The 26,118-nt window shown below is 53.9% G+C and carries 21 protein-coding genes and 1 pseudogene; 18 read left to right on the top strand and 4 right to left on the bottom strand.

The genetic code is table 11. The annotated features are described in order from the left end of the window. Positions 1–4 precede the first annotated feature (4 nt). From hemB to RSDT_RS06130, 6 genes are all read left to right on the top strand, one after another. Positions 5–994: a porphobilinogen synthase gene (gene hemB, locus RSDT_RS06155; protein ID WP_096400053.1), complete on the top strand. Its 990-nt coding sequence runs from the start codon at positions 5–7 to the stop codon at positions 992–994. Continuing rightward, entirely contained in the window at positions 994–2,100 is a 1,107-nt protein-coding gene (gene ahbD, locus RSDT_RS06150) for a heme b synthase (RefSeq protein WP_096400051.1), read from the top strand. Before hemB ends, ahbD begins: the two co-directional genes overlap by 1 nt. Positions 2,101–2,152: 52 nt before the next feature. Beyond that, positions 2,153–2,647: a siroheme decarboxylase subunit alpha gene (gene ahbA, locus RSDT_RS06145; RefSeq protein WP_096400049.1), complete on the top strand. Its 495-nt coding sequence runs from the start codon at positions 2,153–2,155 to the stop codon at positions 2,645–2,647. Between the two features lie 1,048 nt (positions 2,648–3,695). Next, positions 3,696–4,922, top strand: coding sequence for a hypothetical protein (locus RSDT_RS06140; protein ID WP_096400047.1), 1,227 nt, complete (start codon positions 3,696–3,698; stop codon positions 4,920–4,922). Then, complete coding sequence (locus RSDT_RS06135) at positions 4,919–5,479, top strand: bifunctional adenosylcobinamide kinase/adenosylcobinamide-phosphate guanylyltransferase (RefSeq protein WP_096400045.1); 561 nt, start codon at positions 4,919–4,921, stop codon at positions 5,477–5,479. Before RSDT_RS06140 ends, RSDT_RS06135 begins: the two co-directional genes overlap by 4 nt. Continuing rightward, entirely contained in the window at positions 5,473–6,138 is a 666-nt protein-coding gene (locus RSDT_RS06130) for a hypothetical protein (protein ID WP_096400043.1), read from the top strand. The genes RSDT_RS06135 and RSDT_RS06130 overlap by 7 nt, the downstream gene beginning before the upstream one ends. Before the next feature lie 6 nt (positions 6,139–6,144). On the opposite strand, the gene RSDT_RS06125 is transcribed toward RSDT_RS06130, so the two are convergent. The 3 genes from RSDT_RS06125 to RSDT_RS06115 all read right to left on the bottom strand — a co-directional run bounded on the left by RSDT_RS06125 (position 6,145) and on the right by RSDT_RS06115 (position 12,535). Further along, positions 6,145–7,410, bottom strand: coding sequence for an MFS transporter (locus RSDT_RS06125; protein ID WP_096400041.1), 1,266 nt, complete (start codon positions 7,408–7,410; stop codon positions 6,145–6,147). A gap of 32 nt (positions 7,411–7,442) precedes the next feature. Continuing rightward, positions 7,443–9,947: a PEP/pyruvate-binding domain-containing protein gene (locus RSDT_RS06120; protein ID WP_231941829.1), complete on the bottom strand. Its 2,505-nt coding sequence runs from the start codon at positions 9,945–9,947 to the stop codon at positions 7,443–7,445. Between the two features lie 62 nt (positions 9,948–10,009). Continuing rightward, on the bottom strand, positions 10,010–12,535 hold the full coding sequence (locus RSDT_RS06115) for a sigma 54-interacting transcriptional regulator (RefSeq protein ID WP_096400037.1): 2,526 nt from the start codon (positions 12,533–12,535) through the stop codon (positions 10,010–10,012). 166 nt (positions 12,536–12,701) lie between these two features. Here RSDT_RS06115 and RSDT_RS06110 point away from each other — a divergent pair, with 166 nt between their 5' ends. The 7 genes from RSDT_RS06110 (at position 12,702) to RSDT_RS06080 (ending at position 18,919) form a co-directional block, all read left to right on the top strand. Then, positions 12,702–13,004 carry a DVU0150 family protein gene (locus RSDT_RS06110; RefSeq protein WP_096400036.1) on the top strand — a complete coding sequence of 101 codons (303 nt, stop codon included), beginning with the start codon at positions 12,702–12,704 and terminating at the stop codon, positions 13,002–13,004. 21 nt (positions 13,005–13,025) lie between these two features. Further along, positions 13,026–14,087 carry a sulfite exporter TauE/SafE family protein gene (locus tag RSDT_RS06105; protein ID WP_096400034.1) on the top strand — a complete coding sequence of 354 codons (1,062 nt, stop codon included), beginning with the start codon at positions 13,026–13,028 and terminating at the stop codon, positions 14,085–14,087. Positions 14,088–14,100: 13 nt separating this feature from the next. Next, entirely contained in the window at positions 14,101–14,679 is a 579-nt protein-coding gene (locus RSDT_RS06100) for a DUF4881 domain-containing protein (RefSeq protein WP_096400032.1), read from the top strand. Between the two features lie 88 nt (positions 14,680–14,767). Beyond that, positions 14,768–15,076, top strand: coding sequence for a hypothetical protein (locus RSDT_RS06095; RefSeq protein WP_096400030.1), 309 nt, complete (start codon positions 14,768–14,770; stop codon positions 15,074–15,076). Between the two features lie 107 nt (positions 15,077–15,183). After that, positions 15,184–16,014, top strand: coding sequence for a hypothetical protein (locus RSDT_RS06090; RefSeq protein ID WP_096400028.1), 831 nt, complete (start codon positions 15,184–15,186; stop codon positions 16,012–16,014). A gap of 55 nt (positions 16,015–16,069) precedes the next feature. After that, on the top strand, positions 16,070–17,410 hold the full coding sequence (locus RSDT_RS06085; protein ID WP_096400026.1) for a glucose-6-phosphate isomerase: 1,341 nt from the start codon (positions 16,070–16,072) through the stop codon (positions 17,408–17,410). A 78-nt stretch (positions 17,411–17,488) separates the two neighbouring features. Beyond that, positions 17,489–18,919, top strand: coding sequence for a sensor histidine kinase (locus RSDT_RS06080; protein WP_172414422.1), 1,431 nt, complete (start codon positions 17,489–17,491; stop codon positions 18,917–18,919). A 1,283-nt stretch (positions 18,920–20,202) separates the two neighbouring features. Here RSDT_RS06080 and RSDT_RS07580 read toward each other — a convergent pair. Beyond that, positions 20,203–20,320: pseudogene (locus tag RSDT_RS07580) on the bottom strand (transposase); the annotation flags it as partial. A gap of 387 nt (positions 20,321–20,707) precedes the next feature. On the opposite strand from RSDT_RS07580, the gene RSDT_RS06075 reads away from it, so the two are divergent. The 5 genes from RSDT_RS06075 to RSDT_RS06055 all read left to right on the top strand — a co-directional run bounded on the left by RSDT_RS06075 (position 20,708) and on the right by RSDT_RS06055 (position 26,111). Beyond that, positions 20,708–21,508: a type III pantothenate kinase gene (locus tag RSDT_RS06075; protein ID WP_096400024.1), complete on the top strand. Its 801-nt coding sequence runs from the start codon at positions 20,708–20,710 to the stop codon at positions 21,506–21,508. A gap of 59 nt (positions 21,509–21,567) precedes the next feature. Then, positions 21,568–22,884 (top strand): phosphopyruvate hydratase, encoded by a 1,317-nt coding sequence (eno, locus tag RSDT_RS06070; protein ID WP_096400022.1) that lies wholly within the window; start codon positions 21,568–21,570, stop codon positions 22,882–22,884. Continuing rightward, positions 22,881–23,735, top strand: a complete 855-nt coding sequence (gene folD, locus RSDT_RS06065; protein ID WP_096400020.1) for a bifunctional methylenetetrahydrofolate dehydrogenase/methenyltetrahydrofolate cyclohydrolase FolD — start codon at positions 22,881–22,883, stop codon at positions 23,733–23,735. The genes eno and folD overlap by 4 nt, the downstream gene beginning before the upstream one ends. Positions 23,736–23,746: 11 nt before the next feature. Continuing rightward, positions 23,747–24,829 (top strand): iron-containing alcohol dehydrogenase family protein, encoded by a 1,083-nt coding sequence (locus tag RSDT_RS06060; protein WP_096400018.1) that lies wholly within the window; start codon positions 23,747–23,749, stop codon positions 24,827–24,829. A gap of 82 nt (positions 24,830–24,911) precedes the next feature. Next, entirely contained in the window at positions 24,912–26,111 is a 1,200-nt protein-coding gene (locus tag RSDT_RS06055; RefSeq protein WP_096400016.1) for a DegT/DnrJ/EryC1/StrS family aminotransferase, read from the top strand. The last annotated feature ends 7 nt before the right edge of the window (positions 26,112–26,118 follow it).

Genomic DNA, 26,118 nt, shown 5'->3' with positions numbered 1-26,118 from the left:
CAGTATGACCACGACTTTTCATCGGGGGCGGCGTTTGCGCAAAACGCCAGAACTACGCGCCCTTGTGCGGGAAACAGCACCGTTGCTGGCTGAAGATTTGATCATGCCCTATTTTGTGCTGGAGACAGACAGCACCGCCTTTCGCAAACCCATTCCATCTATGCCCGGCCAGTTTCAGCTCTGCCTGCCGGAACTGGAAAAACAGATGGAAAAAGCAGTGGATATGGGGCTTGCGTATGTGCTCCTGTTCGGAATTCCAGCCCGCAAGGATGAGCAGGCTCACGGCGCATATGACGAAAGCGGAGTGGTGCAACGGGCCGTGCGCCGACTGAAGGCCCGCTGGCCGAAACTTTTTGTCATCACAGACGTGTGCCTATGCGGATACATGAGCCACGGCCATTGCGGCCTGCTTGCCACGGACGGCACGGTGCAAAACGACCAGACCCTGTCGCTGCTTGCCAAAACGGCCGTAAGCCATGCGGCCGCCGGGGCTGATATGGTGGCTCCGTCAGATATGATGGACGGCCGCATAGCCGCCCTGCGCGCCGCCTTGGATGACAACTGCCTTACAGACACGCCCCTCTTGTCCTATGCCGTCAAATACGCCTCTGCCTATTACGGGCCCTTCCGCGAGGCAGCGCAGTCATCTCCGGCCGCAGGCGACCGCAAATCGTATCAGATGGATCCCGGGAATGCCCACGAAGCTCTGATTGAGGCGCGTGCGGACATAGCCGAAGGCGCTGACGCCCTTATTGTCAAGCCCGCCGGGCCCTATGCCGACATTTTGTACAGGGTGCGCGAGGCTTGCGACGTGCCGGTCTGCGCGTATCAGGTCAGCGGCGAATACGCCATGTTGCGCGCGGCGGGCATGCAGGGATGGGTGGATGAGCAGGCTGTCATGATGGAATCTCTGCTGGGTTTGAAACGGGCCGGCGCGGACATGATCATTACCTATTTTACAGAAGCGCTGCTCAGGCAAAGGCTGGTGCGCTGATGCCGGATACACGCGCTCCGGCGGCGCGTTTACATGCCGTCACGGCACACGAGCTTGAAGACGGCATCCCCCGTTGCCGCCTGATAGCGTGGGAAATCACCCGCTCCTGCAATCTGGCGTGCCGACACTGCCGGGCCGAGGCATACAAAGAGCCGTACGAGGGTGAACTTTCCACAACAGAGGCACGCAATCTTATTGATACTTTCCCGGAAGTGGGCAATCCCATCGTTATTTTTACGGGCGGCGACCCCATGATGCGCCCAGACGTGTATGAGCTTGTGGCCTATACCCATAACAAAGGTCTGACCTGCGCCTTTTCCCCCAACGGTACACTGATCGACGCAGACAATGCAAAAAAATTGAAACAAATAGGGGTAGACCGCTGCTCCATATCCATTGATGGGCCGGACGCGCAAAGCCACGACGCCTTTCGCGGCGTGTCCGGCGCCTTTGCCGCCTCGCTGCGCGGCATTGAACACTTGAAAAACGCGGACCTGCCTTTTCAGATCAACACTACCGTGACTCGTGACAATCTGGCGAGCTTCAAAAAAATTTTTGCTCTCTGCGAGCGCCTTGAAGCCGCCGCCTGGCACATTTTTCTACTGGTTCCTGTGGGGCGTGCCGCAGGACTGGCGGATCAGGTCATCACGGCAAAGGAATATGAAGACGCTCTGCACTGGCTCTATGAGTTCCGCAAAACAACAGGCATGCACTTAAAAGCCACCTGCGCTCCGCACTATTACCGCATTTTGCGGCAGCGCGCGCATGCGGAAGGACTGCGCGTCACCTCGGATACATTCGGCATGGATGCGCTCACGCGCGGCTGTCTGGGCGGCACAGGCTTTTGCTTTATCAGCCATACCGGGCAGGTGCAGCCCTGCGGCTATTTGGATCTTGACTGCGGGAATGTCAAGACAAGTCCCTTTCCAAAAATCTGGAGGGCAAGCGGATACTTTCGCCAATTTCGCGACCAGACATGTTACGGGGGGAAATGCGGGCAATGTGAATACCACAATGTCTGCGGCGGCTGCCGTGCGCGGGCTTACAGCATGTACGGCGACCACCTTGCCGAGGAACCGCTGTGCAACTACATGCCCACCCGCTGATCCGCCGGAGCTGCGCACAAACAGATCACACACGCTGAGGCCGGGGAACGTCATGCCGCATACAACAAAAATACGTGCGCGAGGCGAAAAGCAGCTTGCTTTGGACAGCACGGATCGACGACTGCTGGACATCATACAGACAGACTTCCCTCTGCTTTCCCGACCCTATGCTGAACTCGGCAAACGCATCGGCATATCGGAAGAAGAGGCGATTGCCCGTGTGCGGGCCATGCGCGAGAAATGTGTTATCCGGCGACTAGGGGCCAATTTTTGGTCCGCCGGGATTGGCTTTGTCTCGACACTGTGTGCGGCCAAAGTGCCGCAAGACCTTCTGGAGTCGTTTATTGCCGACGTCAATGCGCAACCCGGCGTAACTCACAATTATCTACGCGACCACAGCTATAATGTGTGGTTTACCTTGATCAGCCCTTCGCGTGAAGAAATTCAGACCATACTGAACGGCGTCAGCGAGCGCACAGGTGTGCCGGTGCTCAACCTTCCAGCCACGAAAATTTTCAAAATTCGCGTGGATTTTCGTATGACCTGAATCCGCAGGAAGTTGCAGCAACACAGAAATATACCAGTATAATTGTTTATTATTGTGGTAATCCTTCATTATGACAACTTCCTTATATAAGGAGATTTTGGACATGCTTCATCATATTGCTCTCTTTTCTCAAACACTGTTGTTCATTACGCCATATTCTTGTGGACGGGCGTGGTGTTCCCGATCGTCCTACCAAGGCGAACAGACATGACGTAAGCTGGCGGCAGCAATAATGTTGTTGGCAAGTTACGAGATGGGGTCATGCCTCGCGGCGCAGAGAAAAGTCAGCGATAGAGGGCAACCTTATATTTGACTTTAAAATAATATTACTTTGATTCTTGTTCATATATAATTACCTTTTCATTTTCAGACAAAAACATAAATCAAAAATTTCAGAAGTAACTCGCTCACATTTTTGCTTACTGTAACAAGTAACAGTAATGACAATATTGTTGTTAAGACTAGAACTGACATTAATATTATCAGGACTACGTAACGAAGGAGAATTTTCTAAAGGAATGTTGATAAGTTAAAGGTTTCTATCTTTTTTGTTATACTCAAAGCCTTCAGATATAATTATTTTAGCACTCATTATATTTTTTAAAAGAAAAGGAAGCTGGGCGCTTGCCTTGATTGACGGGTTTACTGCGAATGTTTTTTGGCGGATCGGGACTAGGACTCCGATGCAATCATCGAGCATGCAAAGCTCCAGGGGATCTCCCAGGTTATCCCGCTAAAAAAGAATCGTAAAATACAGTGTGACTATGACAAAAAATTTTATAAAACCAGGCACTTGGTAGAAAATATTTTTCTACATTTGAAACCATGGCGCGAAATAGCAATCCGATACCTGAAAAATACAGCATCATTCTTGTTGCCATGCAGATTTTGCTGTGGATATATTATCAGAAAAATTCTTCACAGCCGAAAAAAGCCATGCTATCGTAACACTCTGCCCCGGATATTTTTGGGAATACACATTCGCGGACAATCGTCGGGCGCAAGTTCGACGCGCCGCCGGAGGCGGCGCGGAAGCGAGGAGATCGGCATGAAACTGGAGCAAAAACTCCTAGAAATTCCCAGGATCGACAGCATCCCCAATCCGCAACCGGCAAAAGCCGGCGGCAGGCTTTTGCCGCTGACTCTGCTGACTCTGCTGCTTGTCGGCGGGGCCGCCTTCTGGCTAACCCGCGACGGTGAAACACGCGAACAGTGGCGGCATCAGGCTGCGGAAGCAATCAAGAACGCCACGGATGGAACCCCGCTGGCCGAGCTGAATGACCTTTTGCGGGGCGGATCGCCCCTCCCGCCTGTCGGCGCGTCGTCAGGGGCTTCCGGATATATTGTTCATGGCACGGTTGCCGCGCCGATAGATGCAACCCTGCCGCCGCAGGGTGCCGCAGCGGCCGGGCAACAGGCGCAGGCCGTTATTCCGAAAGTAACGGCGGATAATATTGTCCGCCCTGACTTTATAGAAGACCTTGCCGCCTGGCTTGTATCACAGTACAAGCCAGGATTGCCCACAGGAACGCTCGCCGTCAGCGCGCAGAGCGCCAATCAGCGCTACGGCGAAAAAATGACGGGGCTTTCCGGCGACGGTCAGGGCGGACGGGCCGGCATACTGCGTTACGTCTTTCATCCGGCCATGATTCAGGGCATGTATGCACTGTATGTCGACAGCTTTCTGGAGGCTGTTCAGCGGGAAAGCGCGGCAATAGCGCTGCCGCCAGAGCAATGCCGGCAACTGCTGCTGGCAGTTGCCGGGCGTAGCGTTCTGCTGGCCGTTGCCTTGGAAGGGGTGGCCTCTGTGCCGGATTTGGATGAGCAGATCAAAAAACTGGAGTGGATATCGCAGAATGTGGTCAGCGTGAACTCACAGATGACCCAGGTTGTTTTTGATCTTGACGAGCTGCGTGAAAACAGGGCGGCGCAATCCAGAATTGACGAGCTGCAGGCGTGTGTCACCACTCTCGCCGCCCGCTACCGCAAGGAGCTGGAAGACAGGGAAGCGGCCCGCCGCGCTCTTGTTGCCGCTGTCCGTGTTGCCGCTGTCCGCAAGGGCGGAGGCCAGGCATTTGATGAAGATTTTCTGCTCTTCCTTGCGCACTGGGTAGACCGTCGCCTGCGCACAGAGCCGCAGGCTCTGGCTTCGGTGTGGAGCGCGGCGGGCGTTTTGCGTGACCTGGCAAGGCGTTGCGCCCAGATAGCCTTACAGCAGGATACAGCCGACGGCGCGTTGCCCGCGCCTGTTCAGATTGGTGGCCAAGGCCGGTGAAAAATTCCGCACTGCTCTTTGTCGGCGGCGTACGTAGCGGCAAAAGCGGTCTCGCCGTGCGATGGGCGGAGCGGCAGGCGCAGCGTCGGCTCTTTCTTGCCACATGCAAACCGCAGGATGCGGAAATGGCTGAACGCGTTGCCGCGCACAGGGCTGAACGCGGCGTCGGCTGGCAATGTGTTGAAGAAACGATGAATCCGCAGGGTGTCTTGCGCGCTCTTGCCGCAGCCCGCTCCGACGACGGACCGGGCGTATTGCTGCTCGACTGCGTCAGCATGTGGGTGGCCAACATGTTGACCGCCGGTCTGACGCGGGACGTCGCACTGGACAAAGTCGCCGCCCTTGCGGCTTACCTTGTCGCCGTCGGCATTCCTATCGCCCTTGTCAGCTCGGAAACAGGCCTCGGTCTTGTGGCACCCACATCTTTGGGACGTCAGTTTCAGAACGCCCTCGGCCGCGCCAATCAGATGCTGGCAGGCGCCTGCGGTACGGTGATCTTTGTGAGCTGCGGCCTGCCCGTCGCGCTCAAGGGCGCGCTGCCGGAGGAACTATGCTGAACATCAGGCGTGTGTCCGCACGCGCGCTTGCCTTGCTGTGCCTTATAGCTGTGACAGCTTTAAACCTGCCGCGCGCCGCCTCCTGCGCCCCGTTCGCTGATCCGCGCCAAACCCCGGCGGAAATCGCCGGAGTCATAGACGCTGCTGACGCCGAGGCCTTCGAACGCCTTGTGGATGTGGACTCCATTCTCAATGCGGCCCTCACGCTCTTTTTACGCGAGGCGCAACAGCCGGAAATTGTAAATGAACTGCCGCCGTTGCTGGCGCTGATGTTTTCCAAGGCCGCAGCGTTGGATACGGAAGGCAATGCCCTGCGCACCCTGCTTGTTCATGAGGCGAAAGCCTTTGTGATCAACGGCGTCGCCTCCGGGGCATTTGCCGGGCGCTCGCCATCGGGCCCGCCCGCCCATGGCCTGCTGGCGCCGCTTTTTGCCGATGCATCCACAGGACGCAAAGAAATAACCGATATCGGTCAGCCGACGCCGCACAACAGGGACTGGATCGTCCCCTTTGTGGTTCGCGATGTGGGCAACGGTGAAAGTTATCCCGTAATAGCCCGCATCAGTCCGGTAAATATCGGGTTTCGCATGACAGGTGTGGAGAACCTGCCGGAGCTTATGCGCCGCGTCAACGAGGAACGCAAACATCAGGAAGAATAGCGGCAATTATATACAATCGCGTCGCTCCTGCAGATGTAGCCGCAGCTTGTCTGCGAGCATGCACATTCCGCACAGTGCTGCCGCGACGGCGGTCACCACAAATACTCCCCTGTAGCCGAAGCCCGCGTGGACGACAAGGCCGCCGATCAGCGGGGCCAGCATGCCGCTGGCGTCAAAGGCTGTCATCATCGCGTTTGAATTGATGGACCGAGTCTCCGGCGTGGAACGGTCATACACAACTGCAGCCATCAGGGGATAGAGCAGGCCAAGCCCGAAACCGTACATGCAGGTGAGCGGCACAAAAGACCAAAGCGGACCCCAGGCAAGTCCCAGCATGCTAAAGGCCAGATCGGCGGCGCACAAGGATATTACGCTGTAGCGCGGCAAGGTATCAAGGCGGCGGCTGCCGATTAGGCGCACCAGAATGATGGTCACGGTATAGATGGAAAAAAACCATGCCGGATGTGCGCCGGTGACGGAACACAGGCCCTTTATAAAAAAGATCGCCAGAATGGTCATGATGCTGAAAGACAAACAGCCCAGATACACGAACATCAAGCCCGAATGGCGCACAGCATGCCAAATATCGCGTCCGGGAACGCTGTTCAGACTGCCTGATGGCATCTCCGGAGTTTTCAGACGCGACGAGAGAGGCATCACCATCACGAGAGAAAGCAGTCCCAAGACGGCCGTCATGGCGAAAAGACGTGGTTCTGCGCCGCCGTCGCCGAGCAGAGGCAGCAAAACATGTTCAGACATCGCCGGAATAATCGAATACGGCAGAAGCATGGTCAGGGAAAACAGCGCAAAGCCGCGCGCGCTCTGCCCGGAGGGAATGCAGCTGACCAGCACGGAAACAACGCAACTGGACTGCACAGCAAGCGCAATGCCCTGAATAATGCGCAGCAGCAGCACCTCGCCGATGATATGTTTGCCCGCTATCCAAGGATAGCACAGCATAACACAGATCAGAACGGCTGTGGAAAGCGCAAGAGCAGGCAACCTGCCGCCTCTCAGCAGCAAAAAGCTGGCTGGCGGCCGGCACAGCAGCACCATGGCAAACATTGAGGAAATCAGCGCACCGCGGTAGTTGGGACTGACGGCAATCCCCTCCAGCCATTGTTCAAAACAATAAAAAACAGCGATGTGGCTGTTGCTGCACATTGCAAGACAAAAAAGTAAAATAAAATCGCGGCTCAAGAGTGCCTTGGGCGGCTCAGAGGGGGTACCGGCTCTTGATGCGCCGACATGCGGGGCAGAGGGGAAAAACATGCGCGCCTCAATTGCTTTCGGCGATCACGCGTTTAATGATATTCGCCGTTAAGAAACTTCGTGGCATAAAGCTGAACAGACTCTTCATCCACCATGAGCATATCCATCTGCCGGGTCATGATGAGCAAACGCCCAAGCTGATCCAGCCGCGGGAGCATTTCAAGCTTGGGATATTTTCTGAATCGCGCGTACGCTCTGTCCCCTGTCACGTCGACAGTAAAGCCGAGTTTAGAAAGAATCAAAGCTATGCACTGTACGCGCTTGGCGCGCTGTTTATTGCCGGCGCCGCCTCCGGCAAACTCAAACCGTATGTAATTCTTGCTGAGAGTATCGCCGCACCAAGTGTCCAGAATGGCGTAGTGATAGCCTATACGTGAAGAAAAATTGAGATAACGGTCAGAGACAATGGCATAACTGCGCTCGCCGAAACGCGCTCCATCCTTCTGCTGATTGTCGCCTATCATGCTCCGCCCCACGACGGAAAGAAAACCGCGCATGTTCACCGGACGGGGACCTTTTGCCTGCACGTCGGGATGGGTCATGCCGTTGATCACCTGTCTGAAGGGCGCGCTCAAAATATCCGCCGGACCGACAGATCTGTACTCAGGATGTTGCAAACCGCCGCCTAGGTCAATAATAAAAAGATCAAGGGGTACGTTACAGACAAGACGGCTTGACGCGCCAGCACTGCTTTCAGACAGGCTGTCGGATATCTGAAACATTTCTGTATAGCTCTTTTCGTGCGCGTAACGCATGACATCATGCAGAGAAAGACAGTTTTCCGGAGAAAAAAGGGCAGAGTTCGGGTCTGTCAAATGCAGAGGGAAAAGATGCGGCGCCACACGCCGCAACAAACACAAGACTGGCGTATTGATATTGGGCTGCCTCGGGCTTGAAGCAAGGGCTAAAAGTTCAGGAATTTCACCATGAAAAATACGTCCAGAGAATGCGTCAACAGTGACGAGCTGCCCCGCCGTGAGGCTGGATGTCGCACCGGGTACATTCATCAGGGTGGGAACGCCGAATTCGCGGCAAAGAGAGGCCATATGCCCTGTGAGGCTGCCTGTTTCAGCAATAATTGCTGAAGCGCGCTGTATGGCGGTCGTCACACTGGGCGAGGAATGGGCGAGCAGCATGACGCCGCCTTCAGGAAAGTGTGTTATATCTCCACCCGGCTTAAGCGGCGTCACAACTCCACAGCCAACACCCCTTGCCGCCACATCAGCTCCTGAAAACAAGGGGTTAACGTTGTCGAGCGTGGCGGCGTCCAATTCCGCCGTGCTGTCAATACCCATAGGCCGGGTTTGCAGCAGAACAACAGCGCCGTTTTCGTCTATCGCCCATTCCATGTCCTGAGGAAACTGGTAGTGACACTCCAGTTCAAGCGCAAGGGCGGCTATTTGCTCCACCTGATCGCGCGTCAGGCAGGGGGCGTCGCGCAACGCTTCCGGTACGTCCACAATATGGGGTAACCTTTCAGCGCCGGATTCGGCAAGCGTCATCATGAATTTTTTATGGGCGACAATCTCGTTAGTCACGTGCTTTGTAGCTCTGGAAACCAGCCATACGTCCGGGGTACTGACACCGTCCGCAACCATTTCACCAAGGCCCCAAAGGCCGTTGATCATAACGCAATTTGAACGCAAGTCAACAGGATGTCTGGAAAAAGCCACGCCGGCGCTTTTTGCGTGCACCATTTCCAGACAACACACTCCCATACCCGTCGCTTCCAGCGGATAACCGTGCATGCTTCTGTAGGCCAGAGCGTGCTCAGAAAAAAGACTGGCAACAACTTGCTTAAATGCCGTCAAAAGCCTGCGGCGGGAAACCCCCATAATGCTTCGATACTGTCCGGCAAAAGATTGAGCGCCATCTTCAGCAATCGCGCTGGAACGCAACGCAGCCAGAATAGCACCGTCACCACTGCCGAAGGCTTCATCCCACGCTGAAAACAGGGCATCCGCCACGTCAGGGGGCGTTTCTACTTCAAGAATAAGTGCTTCTATCGTTTTAGACGCTTCACGAGCCGTAGACGGCGTTTCGGGATCAATAGCGCGCAGTTGGTCATAAATATTTTTGAACAATCCCCTTGGGCGCAAAAGCAGCATGCTCCCTGCCTGTACGGTTACGGCAAAACCGCGCGGCACGGGCATGTCAAGCATATTGCGCAATTCACCCAGATTGGCGTTTTTGCCGCCGACGCTGCAAGCCATGCTGGCGTTCACCTTGGAAAGCGGCAATACCAGCGCGTTAATGTCGTCGTGCCCATGCTGCTCCAGTTCGCCGGCAATGCGCCCGGCTATGGCGGCAACAGCAGCAGTCAGGCCGTTATAGCGGCCTGCGGCAATGTTATTGAGCTTCTCCGCCATGCGCTCACACTGCAAAATAGCTCTTCTGGCTTTCTGGCGGACCCAGGAGATTTCCATCGGTCGCTCACCGCGCTGTGTCGCATCCATATCCGCTAGAAGAGCTGCCAGTTCTGCGTTAGCCTGCAAAAGATCTCTGAAAGAATCATAGCGCCGAACAAAGGCGGTCATGGCCTGCTCACGCGAGATTCTTGGAGCAAGACAGAAAAATTTTTTTAACGTTTGAACCGCGTTCATACTGTATACCCTTTTGCCCGATCCAGCGCGTCGCCAGAAGAAACAACAAGGTACCGCAGAGCCGGGCCGCGCCCTTCCTTGCGCACTATACCAAGCCGGACAAAAGCCTGCAGGTCATACAGTGCCGTGCGTACGGATATATTATCGCCAGCAAGAGCGCGATATTCCTGGCGACTGACGCTGCCCAAGGACATGATGCGCGGCAAAATTTCTTTTTGACGCGGATTGAGCTGCACAAATTTCTTGCCCCAATCGTTGTCCTGTGCGCGTTGCGCCGCAGCCAGACCTGGTTTGTCCGCATACCATTCCCCCCCTTCATGCGACATTGCAGGCGCATCATCCCCAGATTCTATGGGAATATTTTCCGCAAGAATTAAATTTTTCTCACAGAATGTCAGGGCATTCGTCAGGATATTTTTCAGCTCCCGCACATTGCCGGGCCAGTCGTATCGCATAAGCCGGGCCAGAGCGCCGCGGCTGATTTTCGGGATAGTCCGCGACATTCCCGGCCTTCTCGCAGTGACGGCTTCTGCCAGAAAATGCATCAGCAACGCGGGGATGTCTTCCTTGCGATTGCGCAGAGACGGCGTACGAATGGTAATAACGGCAAGGCGGTAATACAGGTCTTCGCGAAATGTGCCGCCCGTATTTTCTCCGGTGAGTTCCGCATTGGTGGCCGCGAGAATTCTGGTGTCAAAAGGCACGTCGTAATCAGCTCCCAAAGGACGTATCCGCCTTGTGGCGAGTGTGCGCAACAAAGCCTGTTGCACTTTCGGCGTGGCATTGCCCACTTCGTCAAGCAAAAGCGTGCCGCCCTCCGCTGCAAGAAAAGCGCCTTTCCTAGGGTGTTTGGCTTCAGTAAAGGCGCCCTGAACATGACCAAAAAGCGTGTCCATCAACAAGGCTTCATCCAGTGCACCGCAATTGATGGCGATAAAAGGCCCGTCCGCTCGCTCGCTTGCTTGATGAATGGCTTCAGCAACAAGCTCTTTGCCGGTGCCGGTTTCCCCCACAATCAACACGTCCGCTTTCACTTGCGCCGCTTTCTGCACCTGGCTTTTCAAACTCTGTACCACTGCGGAAAAACCAACCAGACCATGGGATGGCACATTTCCCGGCTCAGGGAGATCCTCAACCGGTTCCCTTTGAGACAACGCTGTCGCTTCAGCCTGCCTGAAAAGTCGATGCTCCATCGCCCCGTGCAGCCGCTCCAGCAGAATGTTGGAAGCTCCTTTTATCTTCTCCAGCGCCGGCAACAGAAGGGGCAGAACAAGCGGATCATCTCTGTTTTGTTCATTGCGGCTTTGCAGCTCGACGGCGAGCGCATGCAACTGTTTGTCGGCTGCACGGGTAATTCTGGCCAGGCATATGCCCAAAAGCAACATTCCTCCAAAAAAACAGAAGGCATAGACGCTGAACAATTGTGTGCCGGTGCGCGTTGCCGTAAAACTGCTGTCCAACACGGCAAGGCCGCCTATGACGTTCCGTTCGTCATCAGTGTCGGCAGGGGTTGTGACAGGTACATAATTTACGCCCTCCACCCGCAACTGGCCGTCTCCCCACAATGCACCTGTTTCCGGCAAAGAGATACGGCCAACACGACGGTTTTGTACATTAATCACCATATCCCAGTAGTTCAGATAATCCGGCGCAGGACGAAAAGCCTGACTGAAACCAGGACGTCCAAAATCTCCACGAAAGCCTGCCCGTACGGTGTCGGAGCTCAGAGGGGTTTCACGCTGCTCAACATTCGGCTTTTCCGACTGAAAGAGCATCCAGCCGTCTCTGTCAAAAAAAAGGCTGCGGACATTGGTGCTTTCTTTTCCATCTCCGGCGGCCCCATCGGAAGAAAAGGCGGAAACAACGTCACGCATGGCCGCCAGATCAAGCGAGAGCGCCAACACTCCTTGAAAATTCCCTTTCGCGTCATGAACAGGCGTGGAAAAACGCAGGACGTGAAAAGTTAAACTCTGCACAGAATTACTGACCGGTACAAAGGCATAGCTCACTTCCAGGGGCTGCCCCACGTTTACACGGCCGGGAAGTCTGGCGGAACCGACATTGTGAAAAGGGCCGGACAACGTGCGCATGGTAACATCCGGCGGCACAGTAATAATATCGCCCATGTAGTTCAGCAAAAGATATTTGTTTTCAGGCGCAAGCCCGATGAAGGCGATTTCACGGTAATGAAAATTCGATGAACGTATCTGAAGTTTGAGACGTCGCACCATTGACTGCTTATCAAGCGCGCCCGCAGCCAGAATCAAAAGGTGATTGCGCGCTTCCGCGAGCAATTGCTCTAAAGCGAGAGCCATGATGCGCGTTTGGAACTGCGCATTGCGCGCCACGGTATGATTGACGATATTTTCGACAATACGGCCGTTTGTATAAAAAAGAAGCAAGAGCACAAATGCCAGAAGAGGCAGACCGAGCAGAAGCATCTGGCTGAGTATGCTGCGATTGACAAAAAGGGAAGCGGTTTTTAAAGAATTTCCCGCAATAACAGGCAAAAAAATACGCATAATGTTTCCTGTCGCGCAAAAAACACGCAAATATAGCGACAACTCTACTTTGGGGCCATTTTTTTTGCAACTGCTTTTTTACAATTAATGTCTCTCTGTCAAAGATAATCGCGCAATGGCACAAGCCTTGCTATAATACTGTCGAAAAAACTTAATGGAGGGAACCATGAAAAGAATGCGCAGGCTTTGGTTATGGATTACGGGCTGCGCGCTGCTGTTGCCCGTGCTCATGCCTTCAATCGCCCTCGCGGCGGAGAAAAAGGCCGATGTAGTTATTGTGGCCGATACGCGCCAAGTGGACGGCATTTTGTATATGTGGGCGGAAATGTACAACGCAAGCCATTTATTTTTCGCTATGGTAACAATGATCAGCATTCCCGTTCTTGGCGTCATCCTTGGCTTTATAGCTGACTTTTTTATGACCAAGATCGGTATTGATCTCGAACACCGCGAACTGGCGGAAAAATAATCCAGAATAAGGAGATACTTAATGGAATGGCTTTATATGTTGATGCCCATTTCCGGCGTAAATATTTTTTGGCCCGGTTTGATCATTCTCGGGCTGGGCGTCGGCATTATCGGCGGGTTCTTTGGTTTGGGCGGTGCGTGGATGGTAACTCCGGGTCTTAACATTCTCGGCTTTCCCATGGCCTTTGCTATCGGCACGGACGTGGCGCAAATGGCTGGCAAATCTTTGATTTCAACCATGCGTCACGGCAAATTCGGCAATGTTGACTATCTGCTTGGCCTGGTCATGCTTATGGGCACCGTTGTGGGCGTGGAAATAGGCGCGCAGATGGTCATGTGGCTTGAACGGATTGGGCAGGTGGACAAAGTGGTACGCTGGCTCTATGTGGTGCTGTTGATCCTTCTCGCTTGGCTGGTCTTTCACGATGTGGCCAAGCGCAAGCAAAAGGAACGCGAGGCAAAGGCAAAAAATCAGGAGCTGGAACAGGGCGCCACAGGCCTTGATTGGGCCTCCAAGCTTCAGGCCATCCACGTTCCGCCCATGGTTTACTTCAAACGGGCTGGCGTGACCTGCTCGTTCTGGCTGCCCATTACTGTAAGTCTCTTCACAGGCTGGCTGGCCGGCATTCTTGGTATCGGTGGAGGTCTTATCCGTATGCCAGCTCTGGTCTATCTGATAGGTTGCCCCACGCACCTCGCCGTGGGAACCGACCTTTTTGAAGTGGCCATTTCCGGCCTCTACGGCGCCGCCTCCTATACCTATAAGGGCCGCACCGAGCTTGTCGCGGCCATTATCATGCTGTGCGGCGCCGCCATCGGCGCACAGATCGGCGTTGTCGCCACAAAATACGTCAAGGGTTACGGCATACGCATCGTCTTCGGCCTCGCTGTGCTGGGCTGTCTGATGTCTGTTTTGCTCAAACTGCTTCAAGCTGAATTGCCTTCAATCGCAGGTCTGCTCGGTACGCTGGCTACCATTGAGGTACTGGCCTTTGTGAGCGCCATTTCCGTCTACATCGCCGCCCGTATGGTTCAGGGCGCCAAGGCTGAACTCGCCGCCAAGCGACAGAAAGCCGGCAACTAGGAGGAGACAAGCCATGAAAATACGTACATTGCTGATATCGGTCCTGGCCTTCTCCTTTGCCCTCGCGGCCTGTGATTTTAACGGCGACGTGGAACAGGGGCGCGCGGTGGCCTTTGACCCCGCAACAAAAACAATGACCATTGTGGTGGACGCAAACCGCAACAGCGCCAATCCCAGCTATACCGGCGCGGTCATCACCTACAAGCTGCCTGTCGAAGCAAAGGAAATGGGGCCCAAACCCATAGTGGGCGGCCTTCTGAAGATCAATCTGGACAAGTCGTTGGTTATTTTTGACCCGATTTCCAATGCCCCAAAAGAAATGACTGTGGAATTCACTGATGTGGAAAAGAACATCGGTTCCAAGCACCCCAAAGTGGCAGGCAAGACTTTTCCGTTGATAGACGAGGAAAAAGGGAGAGTCACCATCTATGCGTCTGATTTAAAAGCGCTTATAACCTTTAAGCCCCAGCGGCTTCTGTCGCCGGAAGTCTGGACGGCCGGAGATATAATGCGCGTCGCCTATCATAACGACGACAAAATACAGGCCATACGTGTGATGAACGTTTCAAAAACAGATATCTTCAAGAGATAGACTCTGTCGTTGTTGTCTGACCGGAGCGGCCTTATCTGCTCCGGTCAGATTGCTTTTGCGCTCCCGTAGAATATTCGGAGACACTCCCATGAACAGCTACAAACAATCTCTCTATATCGGGCTCATTCGCATCGTCGCCAATCTGCTCATGTTCGTCGCCGTGTTTGTCAGCATGCATCAGGCCGCACGCGGGATGTGGTCGGCAGATATCGCTTTTTGCATATGGTTTTTCAGCATTACCATACCGCTGTGGACCACCGCCTTTCTTTTGACGCGCTTTGTTAAAAAACGCTTCCCCGCAGAACAGGAAAGTCTTGTTAATCTGCCGAGGCAGGGTCCGAGCCTTGTGCGTTGGAGAGTGCTTAAATCCTCACGGACGCAGGTTCTCGCGCGCTGACACTGAAACAGCGCAAACCACCTTTCTCCGCGCACAAACTCCCCGCGTCCAGATTGTTCGCATCATCTTTTGTTTGTCCCCGCGCGAAGGGGGATGTATATTGCAGCATGGCTGTATGTTCCGACAATACTCTTTGGCAAACCTGTCAGGCAATCCGCAAGCGACAGCGTTTTTTCGGACGGATCAGCGCTGTTTTTATCGCAGCAACACTGTTTTGTCTTGCTGACGGCCTGTATTCTTCCGTACGCGTCGGCTCTGACGTTCTGGAACTTCTTCCCGGACAGAGCCTTATGCTTTCCGGCCCGTCGCCGTATAAAAATCCGTTCAACAGTGATGTGCAGGTTCGCATCATGCCGGAAGATCCTTCGTTGCATTTTGTTCTGGACGGTTTTTTTGCCAGTTACTGGTTCGGCAGCGCCATGTGGCGCGGTTCTGTTCAGGTAGATGCCGCGGCTCTGCCGGGTCAGCATGATTTGCTCATCCACTTCAGGGGCGCGTCCCCGAAAAGTGCGCAAAAATTTATGGTCATCGTATGGGAGGACATGGCGGCGCAACGTGCGGGCGCGGCGTCTGTAACGCAGCGCCTGACAGGATTGAAGCCTGTTTGGCCCGGCGTTTTCTGCGGTGTTGTGGCCCTTGTTTTTTGTACTGTCACCTATATATGGGGCAAACTTTATCTCAATACGCTGGCAAAACTGGGTTTTTCTGAAATTTTACGTGTCGTTCAAGCTGTTGACGGATGGCGTGTCTTTTGTCTCAGTTACGGCCGGACAGTGCCGCGCGAAGGAGCATTGCGCAGAGTGCTCACGATGAACAGCCGGCCAGTGGGCGAAGCCAAAGTAATCACGCTCCACAAAGAGACGCTTGAACTCAGTCTTCCGCCGGACGCCAAGGTCAGTATCGGCCATATTGTGGAATTGTGGCCCGCAAACCCATAAAACCCGGATCAGTGGCGTTGTTTTACAACCAATGCCATAACTTGCTGAGGATCACATGCCCCATACTCTTGAATGGTCCCAGGCATACACGCATCGTCTGTCCAAAAATAACGCGCGCGCCGTTGCGGCCCGTCAGGCAGACTTGTCACAACGTCTTGCCTATGAAACGGCTGCCGGCGCATTGCCCTTCCTGACCATGTCTTATCGGGAAAAACTCGTTGTCGAATTGCCTCTTGTGCTCCCCCGTCTGAAAATCTGCAAGCATATGCTCGTGCTGGGCATAGGAGGTTCGGCACTTGGCGCGCGGGCCATACAACGCGCTTTTGCTCCGGGGCAGGACGGGCCGGAGCATCAGGGCCCGTGGCTGTGGATTGCCGACAATGTCTGCGCGCAGACCTTTGACGCATGGCTCAGCAAACTCAACCCGGCGGAAACAGTGGTGGTGTGCATCAGCAAATCCGGAGGCACCATTGAGACACTGGCGCAATATTTTCTTGCCTGCGACTGGCTTAAGACAGCTTTCGGTCGGAACTGGACGCAAAGGATGATCGTAATCACCGATAAAACAAAGGGTTATCTGCGCGAAGAAGCGCTACGCCACGCCCTGATATCTCTGGAAGTGCCGAATTGCCTGGGAGGGCGTTACTCCGCCCTCTCCGCGGTCGGTCTTTTACCTGCGGCTTTTCTCGGCATTGACTGGCAGTCTCTGCTGGACGGAGCGGCCGATGTGGCCCGCCCGCTCACGCAAAATCCGTCAAACATCGGCTCACACCCCGCTTTTGCTCTTGCTTGTTGGGCCCATGAGCTGGAAGTTCACCAATACTCACAGCTTGTTTTCTTCTGCTACATTCCCACATGGTCCGCATATGGTCTGTGGTTCGCGCAACTCTGGGCGGAAAGCCTCGGCAAAAAAAGTATGGGAACCATGCCTGTTCCGGCAACAGGCGTGACTGACCAACACTCAGTTAACCAGATGTTTCTGGATGGCCCGCGCAACAAGGGGTGCCTTTTTTTGACAAGCCGCGTTCAAGCCGCCGGCAGAAATTTCGGCACGGATCTCCCTGAACAGTGGGCCTGGCTGCGCGGCAAGGCTTTCGGCAGCCTGCTCGAAGCGGAATCTCTCGGCACGCGCATGGCTCTTTCTGAAAGCGGCGTACCGCTTGTCCATCTGGAAATGCATGATACAAGCCCGAGGGCAGCCGGCGCGCTTATGATGCTTCTGGAAGCTGCAACTCTTTTTACCGGATGGCTCATGGACATCAACCCCCTTGATCAGCCAGCGGTAGAACTCGGTAAACGCCTTGCAAACGCCCGGCTTGGCGCAACCGGATACCTGCAGGAAGAAGCCGATCTGTTCGCCTTTCTGTCTGCAGCAAAAAAAGAACAGCATTTTTAGTCCATGATCGTTAAAAACAAATCGGCCATGGAAGACACTTCCCCCGACCGGCGGGAACCTCATCAAGGCGCAGCAAGCATGCTTGACACAGGTAAAGATTTGGCCTTGAGCTATGCCCGCAGCCTCTCGTGGTTCTCTCTGCTGGTTATTTTGCTGACAACCCTTGGACTTTCATTTTTTATTTCTAATTCGGCACGCGAAACACTGCTGACGCGCCAAGAAGATTTTATCCGTTATCTGGTCGTTAACCTCAATCATCAGATGTTCCGACGTTTCATCCTGCCCACTGTTTTGGCGCACGGGCACATTGCGCTACGCCAGCTGGAACAGTACGAGCGTCTTGACAAGGTTGTACAATCCGTCATTCAGGGCCTGCCGGTAAAACGGCTGCGCATCTATGATTTTATGCACCGCGTGGCCTATTCTTCTGACGCGGAAGAACTGGGCAGGATCGGACTTGCGCCGCCAAATCTTGATGAGGTTCTGGCGGGAAACACGCCCAAACCTCAAATTATTTCCGATATCCCGGCGTGGCAGGCACCGTTCAGACTGCCGCTACGTGAAAACGCCTTTGTGCTGCATGCGCTTTATCCGTTACGCGGTGAACTGGATGAAGGCCGTCAAACGCCGGTCATGGGCGCATTGGAACTGACACAGGACATTACCGGAGACTACGAGCAGGTATTGGCCTTTCAGGGCATTATTGTGGTTATGTGTCTGCTCTCCTCGGTAGTGCTGTTTACACTGCTGCTCATGTTGATACACCGTGCCGAACGGGTACTGGCCGACCGAATGCAGAAAAACCGGCTGCTCGAAATTGAACTGCACAGCAATGAAAAACTGGCAAGCATGGGCAGGGTGATAGCCAGCATAGCTCACGAAATACGCAACCCTCTGGGCATCATCCGCTCAAGCGCAGAACTTCTGCAAAACCGCATGGACAAGATCGACGCGGCCACTGCGCGCATTCTGGGGGCGATCTATGACGAATCCCTGCGCCTGTCCCAAACAGTCAACGACTTTCTGGACTACGCCAGACCGCGCCGCCCCAAACAGGATATGGTGGACGTCAATCTGGTTTTGGATCAGCTTCTGGCTTTTCTGGAAGGGGAACTGTGTCACCACGGCGTGACGCTGGAACGCGCTATAGCGCCGGCGCTTTTTGTGCGTGGCGACAAAGATTTACTGTACAGGGCCTTTTACAACATACTGGTCAATGGTCAGCAGGCCATAGACGGGCTGGGCTTTCTGCGCATCACGGCCGATCTGGACAACCTGGGCCGCGTGCGTCTGGAATTTCTGGATTCCGGGCCGGGCTTTGACCCCGCAGCGCTGCCCCAACTGCTTGACCCCTTCTTTACTACCAAGGCCGCGGGCACCGGCCTTGGCCTGCCTATTGTACAGTCCATTATCCTCAGCCACGGTGGGTTGATTGAACTGGAAAACGGGCCTGCCGGCGGGGCTCTGGTACGCCTGCTTTTGCCGCACGCGCCACCGACGGCATCGTAGCATTAGAGCATTGCTTTGAAGAGAGCAACCGTCCTAGGATTCCCTTCGTCTCTTTCTGTTAGGGGCAATCATTTCAATACCTAGGTCTCTTTCAGCCTGCTGTCAGCTTTGTCACTGTCGTAAGCCTTGTCACCTGTCAACCGGATAGGCAATTCATTTGCATTGCTCTTTTGCAGGTTTGTCATTGATTTTTACAAAGTCAAGTGTTGTGTGGCGATTTTTTGAACAACTTATTCCCCAGTGATATGTACCATTGCCTTTTTGTGGTAATAAGGCGTTTTTGTTTGTGCAAAAAAGCTGCCCATATCGAGCAGTATTTTCAGTATATTTTCATGCAGGAATAGAGTCAGGGAAAAATTTGATAGTTGATAACCTCTCTGTTTTCATTATACTGTATTCTAATTCTTAATTGTTCATCTAGAGATAATTTATTATATCTGCTTTCTTCAAGTTTTTTAATTGTTTTAGGGAGTCATGTGTTTTTGCGAATATTTCCTTTAGAGATTGTACACGGATGCTTCGGCCAAGGATTCACTGCAAAGTCAAAAAATACGCGACTGCTATTCTCATTCTGATAGAAAAAGATAGACTTCCTACAGACAGGGCATTTTGTATTTATACATTGTCCAGAACTTGGATTTTTCACATGAGTGGTCAAACCTTGCTCTCTTAAATTTTTTAATAATACTAATGACAATTCACTATGATTTGAATATTCAATGAAGTTAAAGAATTTTTTGCCTTATTTTCAATATAGACAGTAGATATACCATTGCTTGAGTTGAGACATACATAGAGTTCTCCATTTTCATTCTAGAAGATAAGAGGATGGATTTGTAAATATCATTTTTCAACAAACGACGATTTCCCAAGTACCAACATAACTTTGCCAAAAAGTAGTGGATGATTTGAATAAATTTGGCAATACGTCGTGAAGGATCTTAGCCACATCGATAGATTCCTTGCTGGGTACAGTGATACTGTGACTGATGGTATCCGAGCTTACATTGAACAGCAAAGCCATGATGCCGGCGATTTTAGAATTAAAGCTGAAGATCAGCCATCATAGCTTGCACGGACGTGGGCGGCTTTTAGCCGCAATCGCCCGCTTTAGCGGTTAACCGATGCCACCGCCTTTAGACGGTGGAGTATTCACTGAATCCAAAAAATCTTGAAATATGCGATTCATCTTCCCAAATGCTATCAATATGGCGTATTGTGCCAATCCTAACTATTTGCCCAGTTGGCATATTTAGTCTCCTGCTATAAATATTACTCATTCAAGAAGCGTCCATGCCTCCGTATTTCGAGCGCCTCTTATAAAAAGAGGCGTTGCGCATACCATGTTGACGGCACAATTCCGGCGTTGGCGTCCCGCTCTCAGTTCAATATCGCCAGAATCCGGCTGTCTGCAAATCGTGCCTTTTCATGTGAAAACTCCCGCTTGCCCGGTATGGGAAACTCTATTTCTGATTGCTGCTTTTTTTTGGGAGGGTTAGTGTCCAGCCTGTTGTTACTGCAGAGATTGAAAAAGTTTCTACAAGGTCGTCAGTGTTGTTCCCCAAGGGCAGATGGGGCAGGCCGATGACGAACCCGCTCTGTGCCTACGCTGCTGCGCGGCGGCTTCAGTCTTCTGTCTGTTTTCTTGCGCTGTATGCCAACGCATTGTCCAGACAGCAGAACACTGCTGACGCGAGGTCTCTGATAAACGAGTTCGAGCTTGCCTGACGCGCGGCAATACGGCATACTCTGCCTTTAGGCAAGGTATTTAGACAGACGCGGGTTGGCATGCGGCCGGAACTTTTGCTTCTTGACATAGGCAATACATCCATCAAGGTTGGCCTTGCCGACAAAAGCCGTGTGCTGACATCGTACAGTCTGCGTACCGACACAGGGCAGACGGCTGACAGTCTGGGCCTGACGCTCCTCTCTGTGCTGTGTCACGCTGAGGTGGCCGCTTCCGGAATTCAGGCCTGCGTGGCGTCGTCTGTCGTGCCGGGTTTTGACCCGCTGTTGTGCGAGGCGGTAGCCCGATATGTAAAATGTCCCTTGTACAGTGTGCTGAAAGATATGCCTGTTCCTCTGGAAAACCGCTACAAGCGGCCTGCGGAGGTCGGGGCGGACAGATTGGTGGGCGCGTATGCCGCGCGCAGACTTTGCCCTGACGCGCTGTCTTTTGTTGTGGTGGATTTCGGCACGGCCGTCACTTTTGACTGTGTGTGTGGTTATGAGTATCTGGGGGGGCTGATTTTTCCCGGGCCGCTCACGGCAATGAGCGCGCTGGCGCGCGAAACGTCCAGATTGCCCAGAGTTAATCTGGACATCAGCGCCAAAGAGCCGGCCCCCGGCCGGGACACGGAAACCAGCATTCGCCACGGGCTGGTGTTCGGTTTCGTCTGTATGGTGGAGGGATTGACGCGGCGGCTTGTGCAACAGCTGCAAGAACCGTGTCTGGTGCTGGGCACGGGAGGTTTTGTGGCCGCCATCGCACGCCTGAGCCCTGTTTTTGATCAGGTGCTGCCCGATCTTGTCTTGGAGGGTCTGCGGCGTCTTTATTACGAATCGTCAAGTGTTTTGCCAAAGCGATAAAAGGCTGTTTTGAATCGTGCCACATATTTCAACATTCCTGCGGGCAAAGGAGCTTCAACATGAGCACTGTCGCAACTGTATTTGGTCGTGAGATTCTGGACTCGCGCGGCAATCCCACTGTGGAAGTGGAAGTGACGCTGGAGTCGGGCATCAGTGCCCGCGCAGCCGTTCCGTCCGGCGCTTCCACCGGCACGCGTGAAGCACTGGAAATGCGTGATGGCGATAAAAAACGCTATGGCGGCAAGGGTGTGACCAAGGCCGTGGAACACGTCAACAGTGAGATAGCCGACGCTGTCGCCGGGCTTGACGTCTTGCGTCAGGTGCAGATCGACAACACGCTCATTGATCTTGATGGCACGGACAACAAATCCTGCCTTGGCGCCAACGCCATGCTTGGTGTCTCTATGGCTTGCGCACGGGCCGCGTCCACTTTTCTCGGGTTGCCGCTCTATCAGTATTTGGGCGGCGTGAACGCCAAAATGTTGCCCGTGCCCATGATGAACATTATCAACGGCGGCGCGCACGCGCCCAACAATTTGGACATTCAGGAATTTATGATTATGCCGTTGGGGGCGCTGACCTTCCGTGACGCCCTGCGCATCGGCGTGGAAATTTTTCACACGCTCAAGATGATTCTGGCAAAAGACGGCCATGTCACGAGCGTGGGGGACGAAGGCGGTTTCGCGCCCAATCTCAAAAATCACGACGCTGCCTTTGGCTATCTCATTAAAGCCATTGAAGAAGCCGGATACAACCCCGGCAGCGAAGTGGCGCTCGCCGTTGACGCCGCCTCTTCTGAATTTTTCAAGAACGGCAAATACGTTCTTGCTGGTGAAAATGCATCGTTCAGCAATGCTGAAATGACTGAATGGCTTGCTGAGTTCACACGCAAATACCCGCTGATTTCCATTGAAGACGGCATGGCCGAGGGCGACTGGGACGGATGGGGCATGCTCACCGCGACGCTCGGCGAAAAAGTGCAGCTCGTGGGTGACGACGTTTTTGTTACAAACCCCGCCATGTTGGCTGAAGGCATTTCCGAGGGCGTGGCCAATTCCATTCTCATTAAGTTGAATCAGATAGGCACTGTCACTGAAACGCTGGATACCATTGAAATGGCCAAGGAAGCTGCCTATACCACTGTAATTTCTCACCGTTCAGGTGAAACGGAAGACAATTTCATTGCGGATCTGGCCGTGGGCGTTAACGCCGGGCAGATCAAGACAGGCTCACTCTGTCGTTCAGAGCGCATGACCAAATATAACCAGTTGTTGCGCATTGAAGAAGAACTTGGTGACAGTGCCGAGTACTTCGGCCATATGCTGGCGGAATACTATTCGCTTGGCGGGGCCGGAGAGGGAAACGCCATTGAATGATTTTGATTGACGGTAAAAAGACCGCGTTTGAACTGCGTGAGGAACTTGCGGCGAAGGTGGCGGCCGGCCGCCACGCCGGCCGCCGGCCGCCGGGGCTGGCCGTTATTCTGGTCGGCGAGGACCCGGCTTCGCAGGTGTATGTGAATAACAAGGAGCGGGCCTGCCTTGCGGTCGGCATTGTTTCCTTTGCCTTTCACCTGCCTGCGGAGACAGGTCAGGACGAACTGCTGGCCCTGATAGCCGAGTGCAACGCGCGTCCGAATGTGGACGGCATTCTGCTGCAGTTGCCGTTGCCGCCGCACCTTGACGCGCAAGCCTGTCTGCTGGCCATTGATCCGGCAAAGGATGTAGACGGCTTTCACCCGCAAAATGTGGGGCGTCTTTCCATAGGGTTGCCGGGCTTCGCGCCCTGCACTCCCGCCGGTGTTATGGAACTGTTGAAGCGTTATGACCTTTCCCCCGCCGGCAAAAAGGCGGTGGTTGTGGGCAGATCCAATATTGTGGGCAAACCGCTTGCCATGCTGCTGGCGAGGCCGGGCGCCTACTCCGACGCCACAGTGACGCTGTGCCATTTACGCACGGCGAATATTGCGGGCGAATGCCGCACTGCGGAATTTTTGTTTCTCGCTGTGGGCCGTCCGGGTTTTGTCACGGTCGACATGGTGCGTGAGGGCGCTGTGGTGATTGACGTGGGCATCAACCGTACGCCGCAAGGCCTGCGCGGCGATGCGGATTTTGAAAGCGTGAGCCGCAAGGCACGGGCCATCACACCTGTGCCAGGCGGCGTTGGCCCTATGACCATCGCCATGTTGTTGAAAAATACAGTCCAAGCTTGGCAGGATCTGGCATAACTGAGGTTTTTATGTACAGAAACGCGAAAAATGTCGGGTATTACATAATCGGCAAGGGTGCGCTTTCCCAACTGGGGGATATTCTGGCGTCGTTGCGCGCGGCGGACAGAGACGCCCCGGCCCTGTTTTTTCTTGACCATTATTTTAAGGGGAAGGATCTCGCCGCCCGGCTGCCCGTGGAAAGCCGCGACATGATCCTCTATGTGGATACCGGCGAGGAGCCGACAACGCAAAGCGTAGACGGCTGCACCGCCGATGCCGTGGCTTTTTTGAACGGGCGCAAGCCTTGCGCCCTGCTGGCGTTTGGCGGCGGCTCCACATTGGACACATGTAAATGCGTGGGCAATCTGCTGACAAATCCCGGCAAGGCCGAAGACTATCAGGGATGGGAGCTTGTCAAAAATCCCGCGCCGTATAAAATCGCGATTCCCACGCTTTCCGGCACCGGCTCTGAAACATCGCGTACAGGTATTATGTGCAATAATGCAAAAAATCTGAAACTCGGTATGAACAGCGATTTTACCATGTTCGATCAGGTGCTGCTTGACCCTGATCTGACGGCGAGCGTGCCCAGGAATCAGTATTTTTACACAGGAATAGACACGTGGATGCATTGCTTTGAGAGTATTTCCGGTTCATATCGCAACGTGGTTGTGGACGCACTGGCAGCCAAGTCCATGGATTTGTGCAAAAAGATTTTTCTTTCCGATGACATGATGAGTGAGGAAAACCGCGAGACAATGATGATTGCCTCGTTTTTGGGCGGCATGGCTGCCGGTTTCGTCGGTACGGTACACCCTGTTTCCGCGGGTTTGAGCATGGTGCTGCGCGTGCCTCACGGCATTGCCAACTGTTATGCGCTTTCTGTGCAGGAAGACATTTATCCTGAAGAATACAAAGATATTATGGCAATGATTTTACGTCAGGGCATTGATTTGCCAAAGGGCATCTGCCGTTATTTGAGTGGCGCGCAGTACGACGCCTTGTATGAAGCCAGCATTGTGCATGAAAAGCCTTTGGCAAACCGGCTCGGCCCTGATTTCAAAAAAATTCTGACCAGAGAAAACGTCATCGAACGCTTCAAGCGGATGTAGCATAGAATTTTTTATTGCAGGTTCAGTGAACGTCACGCACTGAACCTGCAATAATTATTGAACGAGTTTCAAGGGGATATTTGTGGAGACTAAAATCAATTTCAGCGGACGTTCCATCCGCTACACGGAAGAGGAAATCGCCGTGGTTGTGGAAGCCATGCGCTGTGCCGACCCACTGACGCAGGGTCGACACATGCGTGAGTTTGAGCGCTGTTTTGCACACTACCAGAATGTTGCCGAAGGTTCCTGCTTCACTGTCATGAACGGCTGTTCCGCCCTGGAAATATCGGCCCAGCTCTGCCGCTTCAGGCCTGGCGATGAGCTGGTTATTCCGGCGCATACTTTTACAGCTTCGGCTTACCCGTATGTGAAACGAGGCGTCCGTCTTGTCTGGGCGGATGTGGACAGGCGCACCCGCGTCGTCACTGCGGAAAGCATTGAAGCAGCGCTGACGCCCAATACAAAAGCCGTGGTGGTTGTGCATCTGTACGGCTATATCGCAGATATGCCGGAAATAGCGGCCCTTTGTCGGGAACGCGGGCTTATTCTTATTGAAGACGCGGCTCAGGCTGTCGGCGCGGAAGTGGCCGGCAAAAAGTCCGGCAGTTTTGGCGATATGGGCATATTTTCCTTCCATTCGCACAAAAATCTCACTACGCTGGGTGAGGGGGGCATGCTGTATGTGCGTGATCCCGCGCTGGCGGCTGTGGTACCGGCGCTGCGTCACAACGGGCACTGCGATTATGCTTTTGAGCGGCCGGACTACTGGAAGCCGGCCATGGGCAACGTGGACATCCCGACGCTGGACGGCGAGGCGCTGATGCCCAACAATTATTGTTTGGGCGAGGTGGAATGTGCCCTTGGCGCCAAACTGCTGGAGCGGATTGATCAGATAAATGACGAAAAACGGGTGAGGGCTCTGTATTTCATTGATGCTCTTGCCGGTTTTCAGGAGTTGGAATTTCACCGCGTGGATTCCCGCCGCCACAACTATCACCTGCTGGCGGCGCGTATGACAACAGGCCCGGATATGCGGGATCGCTTTATTCGCGCCATGGCTTTTGAAAAGGGAGTGAAATGCGTTGTACAGTATATCCCGCTGAACCGTTATGGTTTTTACCGCCGTCTCGGCTACGGTGAAGCATCCTGCCCGTGCGGCGATGATTTTTTTGACAGTATGGTGTCCTTCCCCTTTCAGCACTGGCTGAGCAATGAGGATCTCAATTATATGCTGACGGCGACGCGCGAGGTGCTGTGCTCTTTGCACGGGGCTGAAAAATAATATCAAA

The organism is Candidatus Desulfovibrio trichonymphae, from assembly GCF_002355955.1.
Taxonomy (GTDB): domain Bacteria; phylum Desulfobacterota; class Desulfovibrionia; order Desulfovibrionales; family Desulfovibrionaceae; genus Desulfovibrio; species Desulfovibrio trichonymphae.
Note: the sequence above shows the minus strand (reverse complement) of the source record. Positions and strands in the feature narration are given on the sequence as shown.

What these genes read in the sequence shown, in the direction of transcription:
- ahbD (WP_096400051.1), top strand. Translation starts at nt 994, where the DNA reads ATGCCGGATACACGCGCTCCGGCGGCGCGTTTACATGCCGTCACGGCA.
- ahbA (WP_096400049.1), top strand. Translation starts at nt 2,153, where the DNA reads ATGCCGCATACAACAAAAATACGTGCGCGAGGCGAAAAGCAGCTTGCT.
- RSDT_RS06090 (WP_096400028.1), top strand. Translation starts at nt 15,184, where the DNA reads ATGGCTGTATGTTCCGACAATACTCTTTGGCAAACCTGTCAGGCAATC.
- RSDT_RS06095 (WP_096400030.1), top strand. Translation starts at nt 14,768, where the DNA reads ATGAACAGCTACAAACAATCTCTCTATATCGGGCTCATTCGCATCGTC.
- RSDT_RS06085 (WP_096400026.1), top strand. Translation starts at nt 16,070, where the DNA reads ATGCCCCATACTCTTGAATGGTCCCAGGCATACACGCATCGTCTGTCC.
- RSDT_RS06140 (WP_096400047.1), top strand. Translation starts at nt 3,696, where the DNA reads ATGAAACTGGAGCAAAAACTCCTAGAAATTCCCAGGATCGACAGCATC.
- hemB (WP_096400053.1), top strand. Translation starts at nt 5, where the DNA reads ATGACCACGACTTTTCATCGGGGGCGGCGTTTGCGCAAAACGCCAGAA.
- RSDT_RS06075 (WP_096400024.1), top strand. Translation starts at nt 20,708, where the DNA reads ATGCGGCCGGAACTTTTGCTTCTTGACATAGGCAATACATCCATCAAG.
- RSDT_RS06110 (WP_096400036.1), top strand. Translation starts at nt 12,702, where the DNA reads ATGAAAAGAATGCGCAGGCTTTGGTTATGGATTACGGGCTGCGCGCTG.
- folD (WP_096400020.1), top strand. Translation starts at nt 22,881, where the DNA reads ATGATTTTGATTGACGGTAAAAAGACCGCGTTTGAACTGCGTGAGGAA.
- RSDT_RS06120 (WP_231941829.1), bottom strand. Translation starts at nt 9,947, where the DNA reads ATGACCGCCTTTGTTCGGCGCTATGATTCTTTCAGAGATCTTTTGCAG.
- RSDT_RS06105 (WP_096400034.1), top strand. Translation starts at nt 13,026, where the DNA reads ATGGAATGGCTTTATATGTTGATGCCCATTTCCGGCGTAAATATTTTT.
- RSDT_RS06130 (WP_096400043.1), top strand. Translation starts at nt 5,473, where the DNA reads ATGCTGAACATCAGGCGTGTGTCCGCACGCGCGCTTGCCTTGCTGTGC.
- RSDT_RS06125 (WP_096400041.1), bottom strand. Translation starts at nt 7,410, where the DNA reads ATGTTTTTCCCCTCTGCCCCGCATGTCGGCGCATCAAGAGCCGGTACC.
- eno (WP_096400022.1), top strand. Translation starts at nt 21,568, where the DNA reads ATGAGCACTGTCGCAACTGTATTTGGTCGTGAGATTCTGGACTCGCGC.
- RSDT_RS06115 (WP_096400037.1), bottom strand. Translation starts at nt 12,535, where the DNA reads ATGCGTATTTTTTTGCCTGTTATTGCGGGAAATTCTTTAAAAACCGCT.
- RSDT_RS06080 (WP_172414422.1), top strand. Translation starts at nt 17,489, where the DNA reads ATGCTTGACACAGGTAAAGATTTGGCCTTGAGCTATGCCCGCAGCCTC.
- RSDT_RS06060 (WP_096400018.1), top strand. Translation starts at nt 23,747, where the DNA reads ATGTACAGAAACGCGAAAAATGTCGGGTATTACATAATCGGCAAGGGT.
- RSDT_RS06100 (WP_096400032.1), top strand. Translation starts at nt 14,101, where the DNA reads ATGAAAATACGTACATTGCTGATATCGGTCCTGGCCTTCTCCTTTGCC.